The organism is Shinella sumterensis, assembly GCF_004514425.2.
GTDB lineage: Bacteria > Pseudomonadota > Alphaproteobacteria > Rhizobiales > Rhizobiaceae > Shinella > Shinella sumterensis.
Map to the genome: position 1 here is coordinate 161,372 of NZ_MYFN02000011.1, position 17,930 is coordinate 179,301.

At 64.1% G+C, this 17,930-nt stretch carries 13 protein-coding genes and 1 pseudogene; 11 read left to right on the forward strand and 3 right to left on the reverse strand.

Annotation, left to right across the window (positions count from 1 at the left end; genetic code table 11):
- The first annotated feature begins 1 nt into the window (after position 1).
- Both B5M41_RS19515 and B5M41_RS19520 read left to right on the forward strand, forming a co-directional pair.
- Positions 2–3,376 (forward strand): hybrid sensor histidine kinase/response regulator, encoded by a 3,375-nt coding sequence (locus B5M41_RS19515; RefSeq protein WP_134652332.1) that lies wholly within the window; start codon positions 2–4, stop codon positions 3,374–3,376.
- Positions 3,369–4,283 (forward strand): response regulator, encoded by a 915-nt coding sequence (locus B5M41_RS19520; RefSeq protein ID WP_134652334.1) that lies wholly within the window; start codon positions 3,369–3,371, stop codon positions 4,281–4,283. The genes B5M41_RS19515 and B5M41_RS19520 overlap by 8 nt, the downstream gene beginning before the upstream one ends.
- 29 nt (positions 4,284–4,312) lie before the next feature.
- Here the strand turns inward: B5M41_RS19520 and B5M41_RS19525 are convergent, their stop codons facing one another.
- Positions 4,313–5,278 (reverse strand): AraC-like ligand-binding domain-containing protein, encoded by a 966-nt coding sequence (locus B5M41_RS19525; protein WP_134652336.1) that lies wholly within the window; start codon positions 5,276–5,278, stop codon positions 4,313–4,315.
- Positions 5,279–5,519: 241 nt separating this feature from the next.
- Between B5M41_RS19525 and capB the strand changes: the two genes are divergently transcribed.
- Complete coding sequence (capB, locus tag B5M41_RS19530) at positions 5,520–7,280, forward strand: caprolactamase subunit beta (protein WP_134652338.1); 1,761 nt, start codon at positions 5,520–5,522, stop codon at positions 7,278–7,280.
- An 11-nt stretch (positions 7,281–7,291) separates the two neighbouring features.
- On the forward strand, positions 7,292–9,373 hold the full coding sequence (gene capA, locus B5M41_RS19535; RefSeq protein ID WP_134652340.1) for a caprolactamase subunit alpha: 2,082 nt from the start codon (positions 7,292–7,294) through the stop codon (positions 9,371–9,373).
- A 101-nt stretch (positions 9,374–9,474) separates the two neighbouring features.
- Here capA and B5M41_RS19540 read toward each other — a convergent pair whose 3' ends face one another.
- Positions 9,475–10,377, reverse strand: coding sequence for a LysR family transcriptional regulator (locus B5M41_RS19540; protein WP_134652342.1), 903 nt, complete (start codon positions 10,375–10,377; stop codon positions 9,475–9,477).
- 254 nt (positions 10,378–10,631) lie between these two features.
- Between B5M41_RS19540 and B5M41_RS19545 the strand changes: the two genes are divergently transcribed.
- Genes B5M41_RS19545 through B5M41_RS19565 form a run of 5 tightly spaced genes read left to right on the forward strand, consistent with a single transcriptional unit; the run spans position 10,632 to position 14,890 of the window.
- Entirely contained in the window at positions 10,632–11,408 is a 777-nt protein-coding gene (locus B5M41_RS19545) for a 5-oxoprolinase subunit PxpA (RefSeq protein WP_134652344.1), read from the forward strand.
- A 21-nt stretch (positions 11,409–11,429) separates the two neighbouring features.
- On the forward strand, positions 11,430–11,672 hold the full coding sequence (locus B5M41_RS19550) for an acetyl-CoA carboxylase (protein WP_134652346.1): 243 nt from the start codon (positions 11,430–11,432) through the stop codon (positions 11,670–11,672).
- Positions 11,669–13,054, forward strand: coding sequence for an acetyl-CoA carboxylase biotin carboxylase subunit (locus B5M41_RS19555; protein ID WP_134652348.1), 1,386 nt, complete (start codon positions 11,669–11,671; stop codon positions 13,052–13,054). Before B5M41_RS19550 ends, B5M41_RS19555 begins: the two co-directional genes overlap by 4 nt.
- Positions 13,054–13,929 carry a 5-oxoprolinase subunit B family protein gene (locus B5M41_RS19560; protein ID WP_134652350.1) on the forward strand — a complete coding sequence of 292 codons (876 nt, stop codon included), beginning with the start codon at positions 13,054–13,056 and terminating at the stop codon, positions 13,927–13,929. Before B5M41_RS19555 ends, B5M41_RS19560 begins: the two co-directional genes overlap by 1 nt.
- A complete protein-coding gene (locus B5M41_RS19565) occupies positions 13,919–14,890 on the forward strand; it encodes a 5-oxoprolinase subunit C family protein (RefSeq protein ID WP_134652353.1) in 972 nt (323 codons plus the stop codon). The genes B5M41_RS19560 and B5M41_RS19565 overlap by 11 nt, the downstream gene beginning before the upstream one ends.
- 60 nt (positions 14,891–14,950) lie before the next feature.
- Here the strand turns inward: B5M41_RS19565 and B5M41_RS19570 are convergent, their stop codons facing one another.
- Positions 14,951–15,958, reverse strand: a complete 1,008-nt coding sequence (locus tag B5M41_RS19570; protein ID WP_134652357.1) for a GntR family transcriptional regulator — start codon at positions 15,956–15,958, stop codon at positions 14,951–14,953.
- Positions 15,959–16,483: 525 nt separating this feature from the next.
- Here B5M41_RS19570 and B5M41_RS19575 point away from each other — a divergent pair.
- Together B5M41_RS19575 and B5M41_RS19580 are read left to right on the forward strand one after the other, a co-directional pair.
- On the forward strand, positions 16,484–17,557 hold the full coding sequence (locus B5M41_RS19575; RefSeq protein WP_134652355.1) for an ABC transporter ATP-binding protein: 1,074 nt from the start codon (positions 16,484–16,486) through the stop codon (positions 17,555–17,557).
- A 45-nt stretch (positions 17,558–17,602) separates the two neighbouring features.
- Positions 17,603–17,930, forward strand: a pseudogene (locus tag B5M41_RS19580) (ABC transporter permease); the annotation flags it as partial.

A 17,930-nucleotide genomic window follows, 5' to 3' on the forward strand; every position in this document is an offset into this window, starting at 1 on the left:
GATGGCCGCACGCCAGCGCATCATACCGATCCGCCGCGAATACAATCGCTGGGTCGCCAACCAGACGCTGGAAGACTATGCGCTGCGCTTCACCGCCAAGAGCGCGCGCCGGTTTTCGTCCGACCGCATCTCCCAGACCGCCATCGGCGCGATTTCGTTCCTGGCGCTGGAGGCGATCGGCGGGGCGATCACCATGTCCTACGGCACCACCAACGCCATTGTGGCGACGCTGGTCGCCAGCCTGATGATCCTCGTGGTCGGCCTGCCGATCAGCCGCTATGCCATCCGCCACGGCGTCGACATCGATCTTTTGACGCGCGGCGCAAGCTTCGGCTATATCGGCTCGACCTTGACCTCGCTGATCTATGCGAGCTTCACCTTCATCCTGTTTGCCATCGAAGCCTCGATCATGTCCGGTGCGCTCGAGCTTGCGCTCGGCCTGCCGCTGTGGATCGGCTATATCATATCGTCCATCGTGGTGATCCCGCTCGTCACGCACGGTGTGCAGCTCATCTCGCGCTTCCAGCTCGTCACCCAGCCGTTCTGGATCGTGCTCAACATCCTGCCCTTCGTCTTCATCGCCTTCGCGGACTGGCAGAAGGTGGGTGAATGGCTCGCCTATTCCGGCCTGCATCATCCTTCCGGCCCGCCCGGCACCTATGCGCCGTTCAACCTCGTGGAGTTCGGTGCGGCTTCGGCCGTCATCTTCGCGCTGATGGCGCAGATCGGCGAGCAGGTGGACTTCCTGCGCTTCCTGCCGCCGGACGGGCAGCGCAAGCTGCATCACCGCATCGCCGTCTTCCTCGCGGGCTCCGGCTGGGTCATCGTCGGCGCGCCGAAGCTGATTGCGGGCTCCTTCCTCGTCGTGCTGGCGCTGTCGTCGGGCGTGCCCTCCACCCGGGCGGCCGATCCCGCGCAGATGTACTACACGGCCTTCGGCTACATGCTGCCGTGGGACATGGCGGCGCTGTTGCTGATGGTCGCCTTCGTGGTGGTGTCGCAGCTGAAGATCAACGTGATGAACGCCTATGCCGGGTCGCTCGCCTGGTCGAATTTCTTCTCACGCCTGACCCACAGCCATCCCGGCCGCGTCGTCTGGCTGGTCTTCAACGTCGCGATCGCTCTGCTCCTGATGGAACTCGGCATCTACAGGCTGCTGGAGGAAACGCTCGGCGTCTTCTCCATCATCGCCATGGCGTGGCTCTGCACCATTTCGGCGGACCTCTTCCTCAACAAGCCGCTTGGACTGTCGCCACCCGGGATCGAGTTCAAGCGGGCGCATCTTTACGACATCAATCCGGTCGGCCTCGGTGCCATGACGCTGTCGGCCGTCATCGCACTGACCGCCCATTTCGGCGCGTTCGGCGAAATCGCGGCGTCGCTCGCACCCTATATCGCCGCCATCGTGGCCTTCATTGCCTCGCCGCTGATCGCCTGGGCGACGGGCGGAAAATACTACCTTGCCCGCAAGCCGCGCCGCAGCTGGGCGCTCGAGCATTCCATCACCTGCTCGATCTGCGAGCACCCTTTCGAGCCCGAGGACATGGCCTGGTGCCCGGCCTATGCCGCGCCGATCTGTTCGCTCTGCTGCTCGCTCGACAGCCGCTGCCACGACCTGTGCAAGCCGAAGGCGCGGTTCAATGCGCAGATCGCCGGGGTGGCGAAAACCATATTGCCCGCGACGGCGGTGCGGGCTCTCGGCACGAGGCTCGGCCGCTACGGCATCGCCGCCGTTCTTTCCATCGCGGGCATGGGCGTCATCCTCGCCATGATCGCCCACCAGGTCGGAACCCACTCCCCGGAAACAGCGGCCGTGGTGGAGCGCACCATCGCTGTCGTCTTCTTCGTCTTCGCGGTGGTCGCGGGCGTGGTCTGCTGGTTCTATGTGCTGGCCCATGACAGCCGGGTGGTGGCGGAGGAGGAGTCCTCCCGCCAGACCACGCTTCTCCTCAAGGAAATCGCCGCGCACAAGAAGACCGACGCCGCCCTCCAGCAGGCAAAGGAGGCGGCCGAGGCGGCCAACCGCGCCAAGAGCCGCTATGTCGTGGGCTTGAGTCACGAGCTGCGCACGCCGCTCAATGCCGTGCTCGGCTATGCCCAGGTGCTGGAGCGCGACGAGAGCATCCCGCCGCAACGCCAGAACGCCATCCGCGTCATCAAGCGCAGCGCCGATCACCTTTCCGGCCTCATCGACGGCCTGCTCGATATTTCCAAGATCGAGGCAGGCAAGCTTCAGGTCTATTCCAACGAAATACATCTGCCTGATTTTCTCGACCAGATCGTGGAGATGTTCCGTCCGCAGGCGCAGGCCAAGGGCGTCGCCTTCGAGCACAGCCGCCCGGCAAACCTTCCGCGCTACGTGCGCACCGATGACAAGCGGCTGCGCCAGATCCTCGTCAACCTCGTCTCCAATGCGTTGAAGTTCACCGATCAGGGTGCGATCCGCCTCGATGTCGCCTATCGCAGCCAGGTCGCGACCTTCACCGTCAGCGACAGCGGCCAGGGCATTCAGGAAAAGGACCTGTCGCGCATCTTCGAGCCGTTCCAGCGCGGCGGCGCCGAGCACGGCCGCATGCCCGGCCTTGGTCTCGGCCTCACCATCACGCGTCTTCTGACCCAGACGCTCGGCGGGGAAATCTCCGTCACCAGTGAATGGGGCAAGGGCACGGAGTTCCGTGTCCGCCTCATGCTGTCGGCCGTCGATCGCCCGGCGGCTGCGAAGGATGCCGTGCAGCGCATCAAGGGCTACCGGGCCCCACGCCGCACCATTGTCGTCGTCGACGACAATGCGGACCACCGCAATCTCATGGAAGAGGTGCTGCGCCCGCTCGATTTCACCGTGCTCACCGCAACGAGCGGCGAGGAATGCCTGTCGCTCGTCGAGGGGCTGAAGCCCGATCTCTTCCTGGTCGATATTTCCATGCCCGGCATGAACGGCTGGGAGCTGGTCGAACGCCTGCGCGCGCGGGCCCAGCCGGCTCCTGTTATCATGCTCTCGGCCAATATCGGCGATGGCACGACGGCCCGTTCCGGCCACAACGACATGCTGGCAAAACCGTTCAACCTGCGAGAGCTCACCGACAAGCTCGCCCTGCATATGGGCCTCGACTGGATCTATCACGACGACGCGGCGACACACGATCGCTCGAAAACCAGCATCGTCATTCCGGAGGAAGACCATGTGCGCGAGCTGATCCGTCTCGGCGAGATCGGCTATATCAGGGGCATCGAGGCAAAACTCGCGGAAATCGCCGGCGTGCCGGAACACCAGTCCTTCGCGGAAGCCGTGCGCGCCTATGTTCAGGTTTTCGACCTCGCCGGCTATGATGCCTTCCTGAAAACCATGGATCGGAAGGACGCCGCCGCCCGTGACTGAGACAGCCATTCCCCGCGACATCGTCCTTCTCGTCGACGATTCCCCCGAGGCCCTGGGATTCCTGACGGAAGCGCTGGAGCAATCCGGCTTCTCCGTGCTGATCGCCACGTCTGGCGCTTCGGCGCTCAATATCGTCAGCCGCATCACGCCCAACATTATCCTGCTCGACGCCGTCATGCCCGGCATGGATGGCTTCGAGGCCTGCCTCAGGCTGAAGGCCGACCCTGCCATCAGCCCCGTTCCCGTCGTCTTCATGACCGGCCTCACCGAGACGGAGCATGTGGTGCGGGCGCTGGAATCCGGCGGCGTCGATTATCTCACCAAGCCGATCAATATCGACGAGCTGCGGGCGCGCATCCGCGTGCATCTCACCAATGCCCGCTCCGCCCAGAGCGCCCGCGTGGCGCTGGATGCCGCCGGGCGGCACCTTTTGGCCGTGAGCAGTGAGGGCAAGATCCGCTGGTCGACCCCGCAGGCGACCCGGCTGGTCAATGCCGCGACGGGCAGCGACGAGGGTCTCGACGTCGTCTCCGACCATATCCGTGACTGGATGAAGATGCGCGGCGCGTCCCGCGAAACCACCTTCGCCATCCGCCAGCCCGGGCAGGCAAGCCTGCAACTCTCCTTCCTCGGCAGGATTGACGCGGACGAATTCCTTTTTCGCCTCACGGCTGAAAGCCGCCTTTCCGACGATGAAATCCTGCGCCAGCACTTCTCGCTGACGCACCGCGAATCCGAGGTCTTGCTGTGGATCGCAAAGGGCAAGTCGAACCGTGACATCGCCGAAATCCTCGGCCTCAGCGCCCGAACAGTGACCAAGCACCTGGAGCAGATCTACGTCAAACTCGGCGTCGAAAACCGCGCCTCCGCCGCCGTGAAGGCCGCCAACGTGCTGCACGAGATCTAGGATCGGGTGGCCCGGCTGGCGCGGGCGTCCTACGCGTTCATCCTGCCCTTTGACGCCATCGCGCGGTATTCTCCCGGTGGCAGGCCGAATTGGGCCTTGAAGGCGCGGGAGAACTGGGTCTGATCGCTGAAGCCCCAGCTATAGGCGATCTCGGCGGCGGTCTGCACGTTGCAGGGATCCGCAAGCGCCTCGCGGCAAGCCGAAAGACGCTGGATGCGGATCCAGTTGCGGATCGTGTCGCCGGTATCCCTGAACAGCTCGTGCAGGTAGCGGGTGGAGATTCCACAGGCCCCGGCGATACGTTCCGGGTCGAGGCGGAAATCCTGGAGATTGGCGCGCACATAGGCCTCGACGCGGGCGAGATGGGCGCTGCGCACCGTGGAGTTGCCGGATGTCAACACGCGGTCATCCGCCTTGATCGCAAGCACGAGCAGGTCGACAAGCTGGCGGCCGACCGTGGTGCGCGCCTCCTGCGTCATGCCGTCGAAGCGGGCGGGCAGGAGGTGCAGCATGTCGGTGAAAAGGCCGCCGGCGCCGTTGTCGGCCTCGAATTGCAGGGTGCAGAAGCGGTCCGGCGCGCGCATGCGCCCGCCAAGCGCGTCGGCCTCGACCTTGAGCACCCACATGTCGGCCGCTTCCGAATGGCTGAACTGGTAGGGCTCGCTGCTGCGCTCCAGGAAGAAGCCGCCCGGCCGGCACGTCACCTCGCGACCGCACTGGGAGAAGAACACCTCCGCCTTTGCCGGAACCGTAACGAGGAATTCCTCTTCCCTTGCGGCGCGAAAATGGTGCGGCAGGCGCAGATACTGCAGGGCATCGCACGTCAGCCGCGAAATCGAGACGTCACCGAACTGCCATGTCGTCAGGTCGCCGGAGAAGCGGTCGGCTTCGCGAAAGCGCAGGTCGAGCGGGAAGTAGGCCGAGGCGATGGCCTCGTGCCAGTGGCGGCTGCGATCGGGTGCGCGTGTCGCGCTTGTGGTGATGCTCGTCTTCATGCGGCTTTCCCTCTTCGTTGAAAGGTATGCACATGATGTCTGCCAGGCAATGAAAATGGCAGCTTGTGCGCTCAAGCGCAAACCGTTGTTCGCCGCCTGCAAAGACCGGGCCGGAAAACTCTGCCTAGATTGAACCCGGCTTCAACGGTGCGACAGACACCGGCGGCCCAGGGAACAGACATTTCAGCTATTCGAACGGTTTCCAGGCCGTCGGTTCTCGCCTTCAACCAGCGTGAACACGATGCTCCATACCCAGACTTCCAAGGTGGACCCGATCACCCTTTCGGTGGTGCGCGGCATGCTCGAGACCACACAGCGCGAAATGACGCTCGCGCTGGAGAAAACGGCCCGTTCGTCGGTCTTCAACCTGGCGCACGACTATTCGACAGCGCTGTTCAACGCCCGGCCGGAAATGATCCTGCAGGGGCAGGATATCCCGATCCATCTCGGCTCGCTCATTCCCGCCATGAAGGCGGTCGCCGCCTTCTTCGGCGACGACATCCACGAGGGCGACCTGATCCTGCATAACGATCCGGCCTTCGGCGGCAGCCACGCCATCGATACCTGCATGTACAAGCCGGTCTTCTACAAGGGCGAGCTCGTCTACTGGACCGTTTGCAAGGGCCACCTCACCGATATCGGCGGGCCGGTGCCGGCGGGATACAATCCGAATGCCACGGAGATCTACGCCGAATGCCTGCGCATTCCTCCGGTGAAGATCTGGGATCGCGGAAAGCCGCGCCACGATGTTCTGAACATGATCCTCACCAACATGCGTGCCCGCCGCGATCAGGAAGGAGACTTCCGCGCCCTGATCGGCGCCTGCCAGGTGGGAGAGCGCAACCTTCTCGCCATGCTCGACAAATACGGCAAGGAGCAGGTAGATGCCTGCGTCGATACGCTTCTCGACATGGCCGACAAGCACATGCGCGCGCTGATCGCCACGGTTCCTGACGGAACCTATGAAGGCATCGCCATCCTGGAGGATGCCGGCCACGGATTTGGCGATTTCGAGATCAAGGCGACGGTGACGATCAACGGCGACGCCTGCCATATCGCCATCGATAGCCCGCCGCAGATTCCCTATTTCATCAACTCCTACGAGGGCAATTCCCATTCCGGCGTCTATCTGGGCCTCATGATGTTTGCGGCCCTGCCGCCACCCTACAATGAAGGTCTCTATCGCTGCGTCAGTCTCGATTTCGGGCCGAAGGGCACGCTGTGCAACGCGCAGGAGCCCGCGCCGCATATGAACTGCACGACGACGCCGATGGAGACGCTGACGGATGCCGTGCGCCTCGCCTTCGAGAAGGCGGTGCCGTCGCGGGTCTCGGCCTCCTGGGGGCATGCCAACGGCCTCAACATCGCCGGCCGCGATTCCCGCACCAACGAGGAGTTCGTGACCATGGTGCTGGCCACCATCATTTCCGGCGGCGGCGCCACGCCCAAGCAGGACGGCTGGCATGCCGTCGGCCCGGAATGCTGCTTCGGCGCGCTCACCTCGGGCGATGTGGAACTGCTCGAATATTCCTATCCCATCGTCATCCACCGCTATTCGCTGATGACGGATTCCGGCGGTGCCGGCAAATTCCGCGGCGGTTCCGGCACGGCCTGGGAAGTCGAGCCGCTTAACGGCGACATGCTGTGCATCGGCTTCGGCGAGGGGCGGCGCATTCCGGCGATGGGTGCCGCCGGTGCGACCTCGGCCATGGTCGATACCAAGGTGGGCCGCGTCGAATTGCGGCGTGACGGCGCGGTTCAGGTCGAGCGCAAGAACATCATCGAGACCATCAAGCCCGGCCAGACGATCACCAATCTCAATCCGGGCGGCGGAGGCTTCGGCAACCCGTTCGAGCGGCCGGTGGAAAAGGTCGTTTCCGATGTGCGCAACGGCCTCGTCTCCCTGGAAGGCGCGCGGCTCGACTACGGCGTCGCCATCGTGAGCCTCGAGACCCTTGATGTCGATACGGCCGAGACCGACCGGCTCAGAGCCGCTGTTTAAGGAAGACAGACATGACCATGCATTCCTACCGTCTCGGCATCGATGCCGGCGGCACCTTCACCGATTTCGTCATTGCCGACCGCGCGACCGGTGAGGTCAGGCTGTTCAAGGCGCTCTCCACACCGTCCGACCCCACAAAGGCCATCGAGAACGGTCTTGGCCTGATTGCGGCGGATCTCCAGCGGCCGATCGAGGAGATCATCGCCAACTGCGACCTGTGCATCAACGGCACGACGGTCGGCCTCAATGCGCTGATCACCCATCGCGGCGGCCGTACGGGCCTGATCTGCACGGCGGGCCATGAGGACTCCATCGAGATCCGCAACGGCCACAAGGAAGATGGCTTCCGCTACGACCCGGATTATCCCGCCGCCACGATGCTCGTTCCACGCTATCTGCGCCGCGGCGTTCGCGAACGTGTGCTGTCCGACGGGTCCGTGCGCACGCCGCTGCACGAGGAGGATGTGCGCGAGGCGTGCCGGCTCTTTCTCAAGGAGGGCATCGAGACTGTCGCCATCTCCTTCGTCTGGTCGGTGCTCGACCCCTCGCACGAGCGGCGCGCGGCCGAAATCGTGCGCGAGATGATGCCGGATGCCGTGCTGACGGTCGGCAGCGAACTTTATCCGCAGGTGCGCGAATACACCCGCACGTCGACGGCGGTCACGAACGCCTATCTCGCCCCGGTCATGCGCCGTTACATCACGGCGGTCGATGCCTATTTCCGCTCGCTCGGCGCCAAGCAGCCGGTGCGCTACTTCCAGTCGAACGGGGGGCTCGCGATCGGGCAGGTCATGACGGACCGCTCCGTCTACGCCATCAATTCCGGCCCGGCCTCCGCGCCACAGGCAGGGCTCTATGCCGGTGCGCCGTTCGGCCACGAGAATGTCATCACCGTCGATATGGGCGGCACGTCCTTCGACATCACGCTCACCCGCAACGGCCAGACCAACCTCAACAAGAACATCGATTTCCTGCGTTATCGCATCGGTGTTCCGATGATCCAGGTCGAGACGCTCGGCGCGGGCGGAGGCTCGATCGGCTGGGTGGATCCGCTCGGCCTTCTTCAGGTCGGCCCGCAATCGGCCGGTTCCGAGCCTGGCCCGGCCTGCTATGGCCGGGGCGGAGCGGAGCCGACGACGTCGGACGCCAATCTCGTGCTCGGCTATCTCAACCCCGAGGGTCTGCTCGGCGGCAAGCTGCCGCTCGATGTGGAGAAAGCGCGGGCGGCGGTGGCGCGGGTCGCCGAACCGCTGGGCATCTCCACGGAGCAGGCGGCCTATGGCATGTTCGCCATCGTCAACAACAACATGGTCAACGGCATCAGGCGCGTTTCGGTCGAGCGCGGTTACGACCCGCGCGATTTCGTCCTTGTGGGGGCAGGGGGCGCGACGGCCGCCCATATCACGGCGCTGGCGCGGGACATGGGCATCGACACGATCATCCTGCCCAAGCTTGCGTCCGGTCTCTGCGCCTTCGGCCAGATCATCTCCGATGTGAAGTACAACTACATGGCGCCGGCTCCCGTGCGGCTCGACAACCCTGCGAGCTACGCGCGCATCGATGGCCTCTTCAAGGAGATCGAGGCCAAGGGCGTTTCGCATCTTGAGGCCGACGGTTTCGCGGGGGATGCGATCGAGATCCGCCGTTCGCTCGACATGCGCTATGTCGGCCAGGTGCATGAATGCACCGTGGATATCGGCACCTTCCCGATCGATGAGAACACCATCGAGAAGGTCAAGGACGCCTTCCACGCCCGGCACGAGGCGCTTTACACCTATGCCGAACGGCACAGCGCGGTGGAGGTGGTGAACATCGAATCCACCCTCTACGGCCGCATCGAGAAGGTGCGCCCGCCGCAACTGGCGACTGGCGCCGATGCGGAAGCTGCGCTGAAGGGCCACCGCGATGCGATCTTCGAGCAATCCGGCAAGGTCACCTCCACGCCGGTCTACGATGGCGCGAAGTTCGGCGCCGGCGCGCGCATCGAGGGTCCTGCCATCATCGAGGAGGTGACAACGACCATCGTCATCGAACCCGGCTGGACCAGCGTGCTGCATGAGAGCGGCAGTTATCTGCTGACACGCGCAAAATGAGAATCCGCTTCGCTCCGGGTGGAGCGATGCCTCGCAACAGGGAGACCGGAATGGCAGGCAACATGTCGGCGCCGGCGGCCGTGCTTCCTGTGGTTGTCCGCTCAGCGTTCCGGCAGGTGGAAGGCCTGCTGGAAGTACGAACGGAAGGCGAGCATGGGGGGCGTCAGCTCCATGTTTCGCCGCCAGGCGAGGCCCACATCCATGGCGGGCACGGTGTCGCTGATGTTCACCGTCTCGATGCGCCGGCCCTCGAGCGACCAGGGCCGGTGCACCATGTCGGAAAGGATGGCGACGCCCTGGCCGTTGGCGACCAGCGAGCGAACGGCTTCCACCGAGGAGGTGCGCAGGATGACGCGCGGCTGATAGGGCGTGGCGCTCCAGTATTTCAGGGCGGAATGCGCGGCCTCGTCCACGGTCAGCATGATGTAGGGCTCGTCGGCGATGTCCCTCAATCCCACCGTTTCGGCCTGCAGCAGCGGATGCTGGGCCGGCAGCCAGAGCCTGCGCGTCGAGCTCAGCACCTTTTCCGTGATCAGGGCCGGGTTCAGGATGTTGGAGGTGAGCAGGACCGACATGTCGTATCGGTTGCTCAGCAACCCCTCCTCGATGGATTCCCGGTTGAGCTCGAAGAGCTGGATCTCCAGCCTGGGAAAGAGCCGCCGCAGCCGCTCGATGTGCAGCGGCAGGAAGTAGCCGATGACGGTATAGGTCGCCGCGACCGTCAGCGTGCCTTCGATCTCGTTGCTGACGACATTGAGATGCGTCGCCTCGTCGACCTTCTTCAGGATTTCGTAGGCATGCGACAGAAACTGCCGTCCGGCGGGCGTCAGGTCCATGCCGTGCGGCGTGCGCAGGAAGAGGCTGACGCCGACCGTGCGCTCCAGTTCCTTGATCGCCGTCGTCACCGCGGACTGCGATATGGAGAGATCGACCGCCGCCTGCGAAATCTGGCCGAGTTCGGCGGTCGCGACGAAGTAGCGGATCTGTCGAAGGCTCAGCGTCATGGTTGTCCTTCCCATTCTGTTTTGCTGCGCGAGGGTATCGAAAAATCAGAACAGGCGGCGTCGAAATGAGCATCAGACCGCCCTGTTCAGGGCACAAACAAGTTAAACCTTTGTTTATTAATGTTTTTGCGGCGCAGCAAAACAAGGCAATCAGTTCTGATTTTCAGAACTAATATATGGAAAAATAGAATTTTTCAAATGGACCTAATGGGCCTAGCGTTTCCCTGTTCAGATATGCATGTGAGGTTGAGACGGTGCGTGAGGTGGTCGATATCAATTGCGACATGGGCGAGGCCTTCGGCCGCTGGCGCGTCGGCGATACGGACGACGCTTCCCTCATGCCGCTGATCAGCTCGGCGAACATCGCGGCAGGGTTCCATGCCGGTGATCCCAACCTGATGGACGAGACGGTGCGGCTCGCGGCCGAACATGGTGTCGGCATCGGCGCCCATCCCGGCTACAACGATCTTCAGGGATTTGGCCGTCGCAAGATCGCCGGCACCGCCAAGGAGCTGGTGAACGATCTTGTCTACCAGGTCGGCGCCATCAAGGAATTCGCTCATCGCCACGGCGTGCGCCTCCAGCATGTGAAGCCGCACGGCGCGCTTTACATGGAGATGGCGGTCAACCCGGAACTCTCCCAGAGCTTCGTGCAATACATGCGCACCGTCGAACCGAACGCCTACATCTTCTGCATGGGTGGTTCGGCGACGTTCCGCGCCGCGACAGAAGCGGGCCAGCCCGTTGTTCGGGAATTCTACGCCGATCGTGACTATGACGACAGCGGCTCCATCGTGTTCACCCGCGATGCCGGCCGGCCCGATCCCGCCGCCATCGCACGCAAGGTTCTGCGTGCCTGCCAGGAGGGCAAGGTCAGGACCGTCACGGGCCGCGACATCGATATCGCCTTCGAATCCATCTGCTTCCATTCCGACACGCTCGGCGCATTCGACATCGTGCGCCAGATGCGTGATGCGCTGGTGGGAGCAGGTATACGTATTGCGCCGGTTTCGGCCTCGGCCGGGCGCTGACCTTCTGGAGTGGAGAAAAACATGAGCAAGATCGAGATCAGATCACCCCTGCCGGGCACCTTCTACCGCGCGTCTTCGCCGGACGTGCCGCCGTTCAAGGCGGATGGCGACAGCGTTGCGGCGAGCGACGCGATCGGCCTGATCGAAGTCATGAAGACCTTCCAGGAGGTACCTGCCGGCGTCGATGGCAAGAACATCACCTTCCTCGTCGAGAACGAGGAGCCGGTCATGGCGGGCCAGGTCATCGCCGAGGTGGAGGCATGACCATCCGCTCGATCCTCGTTGCCAACCGCGGCGAGATCGCGGTGCGCATCATCAAGGCGGCGAAGGCGCTCGGCATCCGCACGGTACAGGTTCACAGCGCCGCCGACGCCGACATGCTCGCGGTGAAGCTCGCCGACGAAGCGATCGACATCGGATCGCCGGCGCCGAAGAAATCCTACCTGAACATCGAGGCCGTGGTGAATGCGGCCAAGGCCGCAGGCGTGGATGCCGTGCATCCGGGTTACGGTTTCCTGTCCGAAAACGCCGACTTTGCCGACGCCGTGGAAGCAGCAGGCCTCGTCTTTATCGGCCCGAAGGGCGATGCCATTCGCCTTCTGGGCGACAAGGTCGCCGCCCGCGCCGTTGCCGCCAAGGCCGGCGTTCCGACGGTGCCGGGCAGCGCAGGGCGCCTTGCCACGATCGAGGAAGCACGGGCCGTGGCGGCGAAGACCGGCTTCCCGATCATGATCAAGGCGGCCGCCGGCGGCGGCGGTCGCGGTATCCGCATCGCCGCCGATCTGGCGGATCTTGAACGGCATTTCCCCCAGGCCTCCGCCGAGGCGCTCGCCGCCTTCGGCGATGGTGGCCTCTACCTCGAAAAGGTCATCACCAAGGCCCGCCATGTCGAGGTGCAGATCCTCGGTGACGGCACGAACTTCGTTCATTGCTTCGAACGGGAATGCTCGTTGCAGCGCCGCCGCCAGAAGGTCTGGGAAGAAGCGCCGTCCTTCCTTCTTCCGGCCGAGGTGCGGGCCAAGCTGTGCGACAGTGCGGTCGCGCTGGCGCGCGAGGTTGCCTATCGCGGTGCCGGAACCGTCGAATATCTCTATGACGAAACGACGCGCGAATTCTACTTCATCGAGGTCAACACGCGCATCCAGGTCGAGCATCCGGTGACGGAAATGATCACCGGCATCGATCTTGTGTCGGAGATGATCCGCGTGGCCGGCGGCGCACCCTTGTCGATCAGCCAGGCGGATGTCGAGGCATTCGGCCATGCCATCGAATGCAGGATCAACGCGGAAGACCCGGCCAAGGCTTTCATGCCGGCGCCGGGCACGATTTCCCGCCTCGTCGTGCCCGAGGGCGAGGGGATCCGTTTCGATACGATGCTCTACGAGGGCTACACGATCCCGCCGTTCTACGACTCGCTCGTCGGCAAGCTCATCGTCTGGGCCGAAACGCGCGAAGCCTGCCTGGAGCGTCTGAGGCAGGCGCTGAGTGGCCTCGTCATCGAGGGCATTCCCACCACCATTCCCCTGCACCTGGCGCTTGCCAGCGATGCGAGCGTGGCGCGTGGCGCGTTCGATACCCGCTTCCTCGAACGATGGCTTGAAACGGAATTCGCCGCAAAGACCGGCGCGACGGCGGAGGTTGCCTGATGACGACCAGATATTCATTCGGAGGCGACGAGCACCTGTTCGTCGAATGCAGCGAGGAAATGTCGCTTGAAGCCTTCTTCAAGAGCCTTTCCATGGCCAGGGGCGTGCGCGATAGCGGCATCAGGGGCGTAACGGAAATCTGCCCGGCCAACGCCTCGTTCCAGATCAAGTTCGACCCTGACATCATCCATCCGGACGATGTCCTGAAGGAGGTCAAGGCCATCGAGGGCGCAGCCGCCAAGGCCGAGCCCGTGCTGAAGACCCGCATCGTCGAAATCCCCGTCTTCTACAACGACCCGTGGACACACGAGACGCTGATGCGTTTTCGCGAGCGTCACCAGGACCCGACGGGAACCGACCTGGACTATGCGGCCCGCATCAATGGCTACGGCTCCGTCGACGATTTCGTCGGCGCCCATTCGGGCTCGCCGTGGTTCGTCTCCATGGTTGGCTTCGTCGCCGGCCTTCCCTTCATGTATCAGATGGTCGAGCGCCAGCGGCAGATACAGGTGCCGAAATATCTCAGGCCGCGCACGGATACGCCGCGGCTCACCGTCGGCCATGGCGGCTGCTTCGGCTGCATCTATTCGGTGCGCGGTGCAGGCGGCTACCAGATGTTCGGCATCACGCCCATGCCGATCTTCGATCCCACCCAGACGACCAGCTACCTGCGCGATTTCATGGTGTTCTTCCGCCCCGGCGACATCGTGAAGTTCAAGCCGATTGACCGTGACGCCTATGACCAGGCGGTGGAGGATGTCGACAAGGGGCGGTTTGCCCCGCCGATCCGCGAGGTGACGTTCGACCTGCGCGACTACCAGAAGGATATCGACGGCACAAACGCCAAGCTGGAGGGCTTGCTCCATGGTCATTAAGGTTCTTCACCACGGTCTCGCGACCACCGTTCAGGATCTCGGTCGTCCCGGCTACTTCCACCTCGGCATCCCCGTCGGCGGGGCAATGGACCGCTATGCCATGCGCGCAGCCAACCTGCTCGTCGGCAATGACGAGGGCGCGGCGGGGCTTGAAGCCGTGTTCATCGGCCCGAAGCTCGAATTCACCGAGGACGCGCTTGTCGCCGTCACCGGCGCAGACATGCCGGCCAAGGTCGATGGCGTGGCTCAGCCTGGATGGACCGCCTTCAAGGTCAAGGCGGGGCAGACGCTGACCTTCGATTTCCTGAAATCCGGCGCACGCATCTGCATCGCCATCTCGGGCGGCATCGATGTGCCTGAGGCGCTTGGAAGCCGTTCGACCTATCCGATCGGCGCGCTCGGCGGCTTCAAGGGTCGTCCGCTGGCTGCCGGCGACGAACTGCCGGTCGGCACGGGTCGTCTTGCGAGCGAGGGAAAGAGCGTTCCCGAAGCCATGCAACGAAAGCCCGGCATGCCGGCGGAACTGCGCGTTCTGCCCGGCCTCTACTGGCATCGCGTGACGGAGCAGTCGCAGGAGAACTTCTTCGCCGACGAATGGAAGGTCGCAAACGAGGCGGACCGAATGGGTTATCGTTTCAAGGGCGGCCGGAAGCTCGACTTCGTCGAGCGCGAACAGCCCTTCGGCGCCGGTTCGGACCCGTCCAACATCGTCGACAGCTGCTACCCCTATGGCTCGATCCAGGTCCCGGGCGGCACGGAGCCGATCATTCTGCATCGGGATGCCGTATCCGGCGGCGGCTACTTCATGGTCGGCACGGTCATTTCCGCCGACATGGATCTGATCGGCCAGCTCCAGCCGCACACGCCGACGCGCTTCGTCAAGGTAACGATGGAAGAGGCACTGGCGGCACGCGGCGAGCGCCGGACAGCGCTCGCCCGGCTGCGCGAAGCGCTGGCATAGGAGAGAGTGATGCGCGCGGCCTCTGCACTCCCGACACGACAAGGTCCGCCGCAAGGCGGGTCAGTCGAGAACGGGCGTCAGGTAGGCCGCCGTTACGCCGGGCCCGGGGATGATCGCGACGATCTTCATCTGCGCGATGGTGCGGTTGAGCGAGGCTTCCAGATGGGTCGCCATCATGGAGACCGCCGATTCCGTCGCGCCGCGCAGCAGAAGCTCGGCCACCAGCCGCAGCTCGGTGATGATCGCGGGATCGCCGGGCAGGCCGAGACGGCGCAGCAGCCGGTCGGTCGCCGTCACCGGCAGCAGATTGTTGCGCACGAGATCCCTCAGCCGCTCGTTGGGCGCAGCCAGAACGCAGCACTCGATGAACTCGGTCTGGATCGCCTCGCTGTCGCCGAGGCCGCCGGCGGCGCTATCCTCCGCGACCCGCAGGCGCTTCAGCAGCGCCTCCAGCCGCGCGCGGTTCACCGCGGGTGCGCCGAGGCGTATGGCCGGCGGTTCCAGCATGGTGCGAAGCACGAAATGATCCTTCACCGTCTGCGCGGTGAGCGGGCCGGCGATCCAGTGCGAACTCTGGTTCTTGCGCACGAGCCCGCGCTCGCGCAAGCGCGTGAGCACGTCGCGGACGACGGTGCGGCTGACATTGAAATGGTTGGCGAGTTCCATCTCGACGATGCGATAGCGGCCGAAGACCACGCAGCCCGCGACGTCCGCCTCCACCGTATTGTAGATGCGCTCCCAGGACGAGCGGCTTTGCAATGCCTCGTCCGCATGGCGGGGCACGACGAGGCCAAGCGCCTTGATATCGGTGCGGATCGGCTCGATATCGCCGCCCGGCGGGCCCACCAGGAAGCCGCGGCCGGCGAAGCGATGGACCAGCCCGTCGGCCTCGAGCGTCTGAAGCGCACGCTGAACCGGCGCGCGCGACGTCTGGAGGATGTCGGCGATGGGGCCTTCGAGCAGCACGAGGCCGGGCGGCAGCGTTCCGGCCGATATGTTGCTGCGCAGCACCTCCTCGGCGATTTCATACCGCTTCTGGCTGCCTGTGGCGGCCTGCTCTTCCTTCATGGGTCCCGTCATCGCTGGGTGTTCATAGCGGGCGCACTGTGCCGCATTCTCCGCCGGAAGAAAAGGATGACATAAATGATTATTGAATACAAAGTTTGAAATTGGAGAATCCGTTGCGGCGGCGCAGTGCGGGCGAGGCAGATGCCGCATGACTGCCGGATTCTCCCTCCCGTTTTGTGAGTATTGTGCGCAACGGGCGTATTTCCGCCGCTGCGCGCAGCCGTAAAGGCTACGCAAACGCCGTCGTCCTGGCTTGCCGAGCGCGATTTTTCGGGCTCGATGCGGTCAAACGGAAAAATATAAAAAGTCTATTGAATACAAAAACCATTCATGGCATGGTTTTGAAATCAAGGCGCCCGCAAGAGGCTCCGTAAGTGGAACGAAGTGAAATGTTCAGGAATATCGCTGCGCCGCGCATCTGACGATGCGTGAACGATGGCTTTTGCTCCTTCGGATGCATCGCGCGTCCGGCGGCGTGCGGAGCTTTGCGCAAGGACATTCCCGGCTCAAACTGGTGGGAACAGAGTGTCATCCGTCCTCCAACTGAAGAATGTGCACAAGGCCTTTTCGGGCGTTCCGGCACTGTCCGGTATCGACGCATCGCTTGCGAACGATACCTATGTCTCGCTGCTCGGCCCCAGCGGATCCGGCAAGACGACGCTGCTGCGCGTGATCGCCGGCTTCGAACAGCCGGACAGCGGTGAAATCCTGTTCTCCGGCCGCCGCGTCGATGGTGTGCCGCCGCATGAACGCGGCATCGGCTTCGTCTTCCAGAATTTCGCGCTCTTTCCCCATCTGAGCGTCGCCGAAAACATCGCCTTCGGCCTGACAAACCGCGCCGTTGATCCGGTGACGGATGCAAAAGTCGTCGCCGGCCGGGTGCGCGACATCATCGGCCTTGTCGGGCTTTCGGGTCTGGAAGACCGCGCCACCACCCAGATTTCCGGCGGACAGAAGCAGCGCGTGGCGCTTGCGCGCACGCTCGTGACCGAACCGAGCATGGTTCTGCTCGACGAGCCGCTCGGTGCGCTCGATGCCAACCTGCGCATGCGCATGCGCGGCGAGCTTCGCACCATCCGCGAGCGCTGCGGCGTGACCTTCCTGCATGTCACGGGCTCGGAGACCGAGGCGCTTGCGATGGGTGACACGGTGCTGGTGCTCGATGCGGGGCGCATCGCGCAATCGACGGATGCCGGCACGCTTTACACCCGTCCGGCCTCGGCCGACGTGGCGCGCTTCCTCAATTGCTACAACATCTTTCCCGGTGCGGTGTCCGGCGATGCTTTCGCCAGCCCCGTCGGCGCGCTCGCGCTGGGCGGCATCCGGCAGACGTCGGGCAAGCCGGCCTACGCCATCCGGTACGATCGCGTCGCGATCCGCCCCACGGACGCGGCGACCGCGGATGACGAGGTGCGCATCGAGGCGAGCTTCGTCGCCAGCGAATATTCGGGCGCTGCGATCAACTCCTTCTTCACGCTCGATGACGGTCGCGTCTTCGAGGTGGAGCAGCATCTGAGCCATGCCGCGCCTGCGGCCTATGAGGAGAAGGGCCGCTACGCCCTCGTGTGGAAGCGGGAGGATGCTCTTGTGTTCGTTTGAGACCGCCATCGCCGGTCCTGCCCCCATCCACCCGGAGAATGAGAGATGACGATGGCCGCCACAAGCCATGACACGCCCGTCGAAACGGCGGAGCGTCCGACCCGCAAACAACCCGATCGCACCTTCTGGCTGCTGGCGCCTGGTGCGCTGTGGATGTTGCTCTTCCTGGTCGCGCCCATCCTGATGATGGTCTACGTTTCCTTCTGGACCCAGACCACGTTCAAGATCGAGCCGACGCTGACGCTGAAGAGCTGGGTCACCTTCTTCACGTCGGATACCTATCTCGGCGCGTTGTGGACCACGGTGCGCATCTGGCTCATCGTGCTCGTTTCCACGCTGCTCGTCGGCTATCCGGCGGCACTCTTCGTCGGGC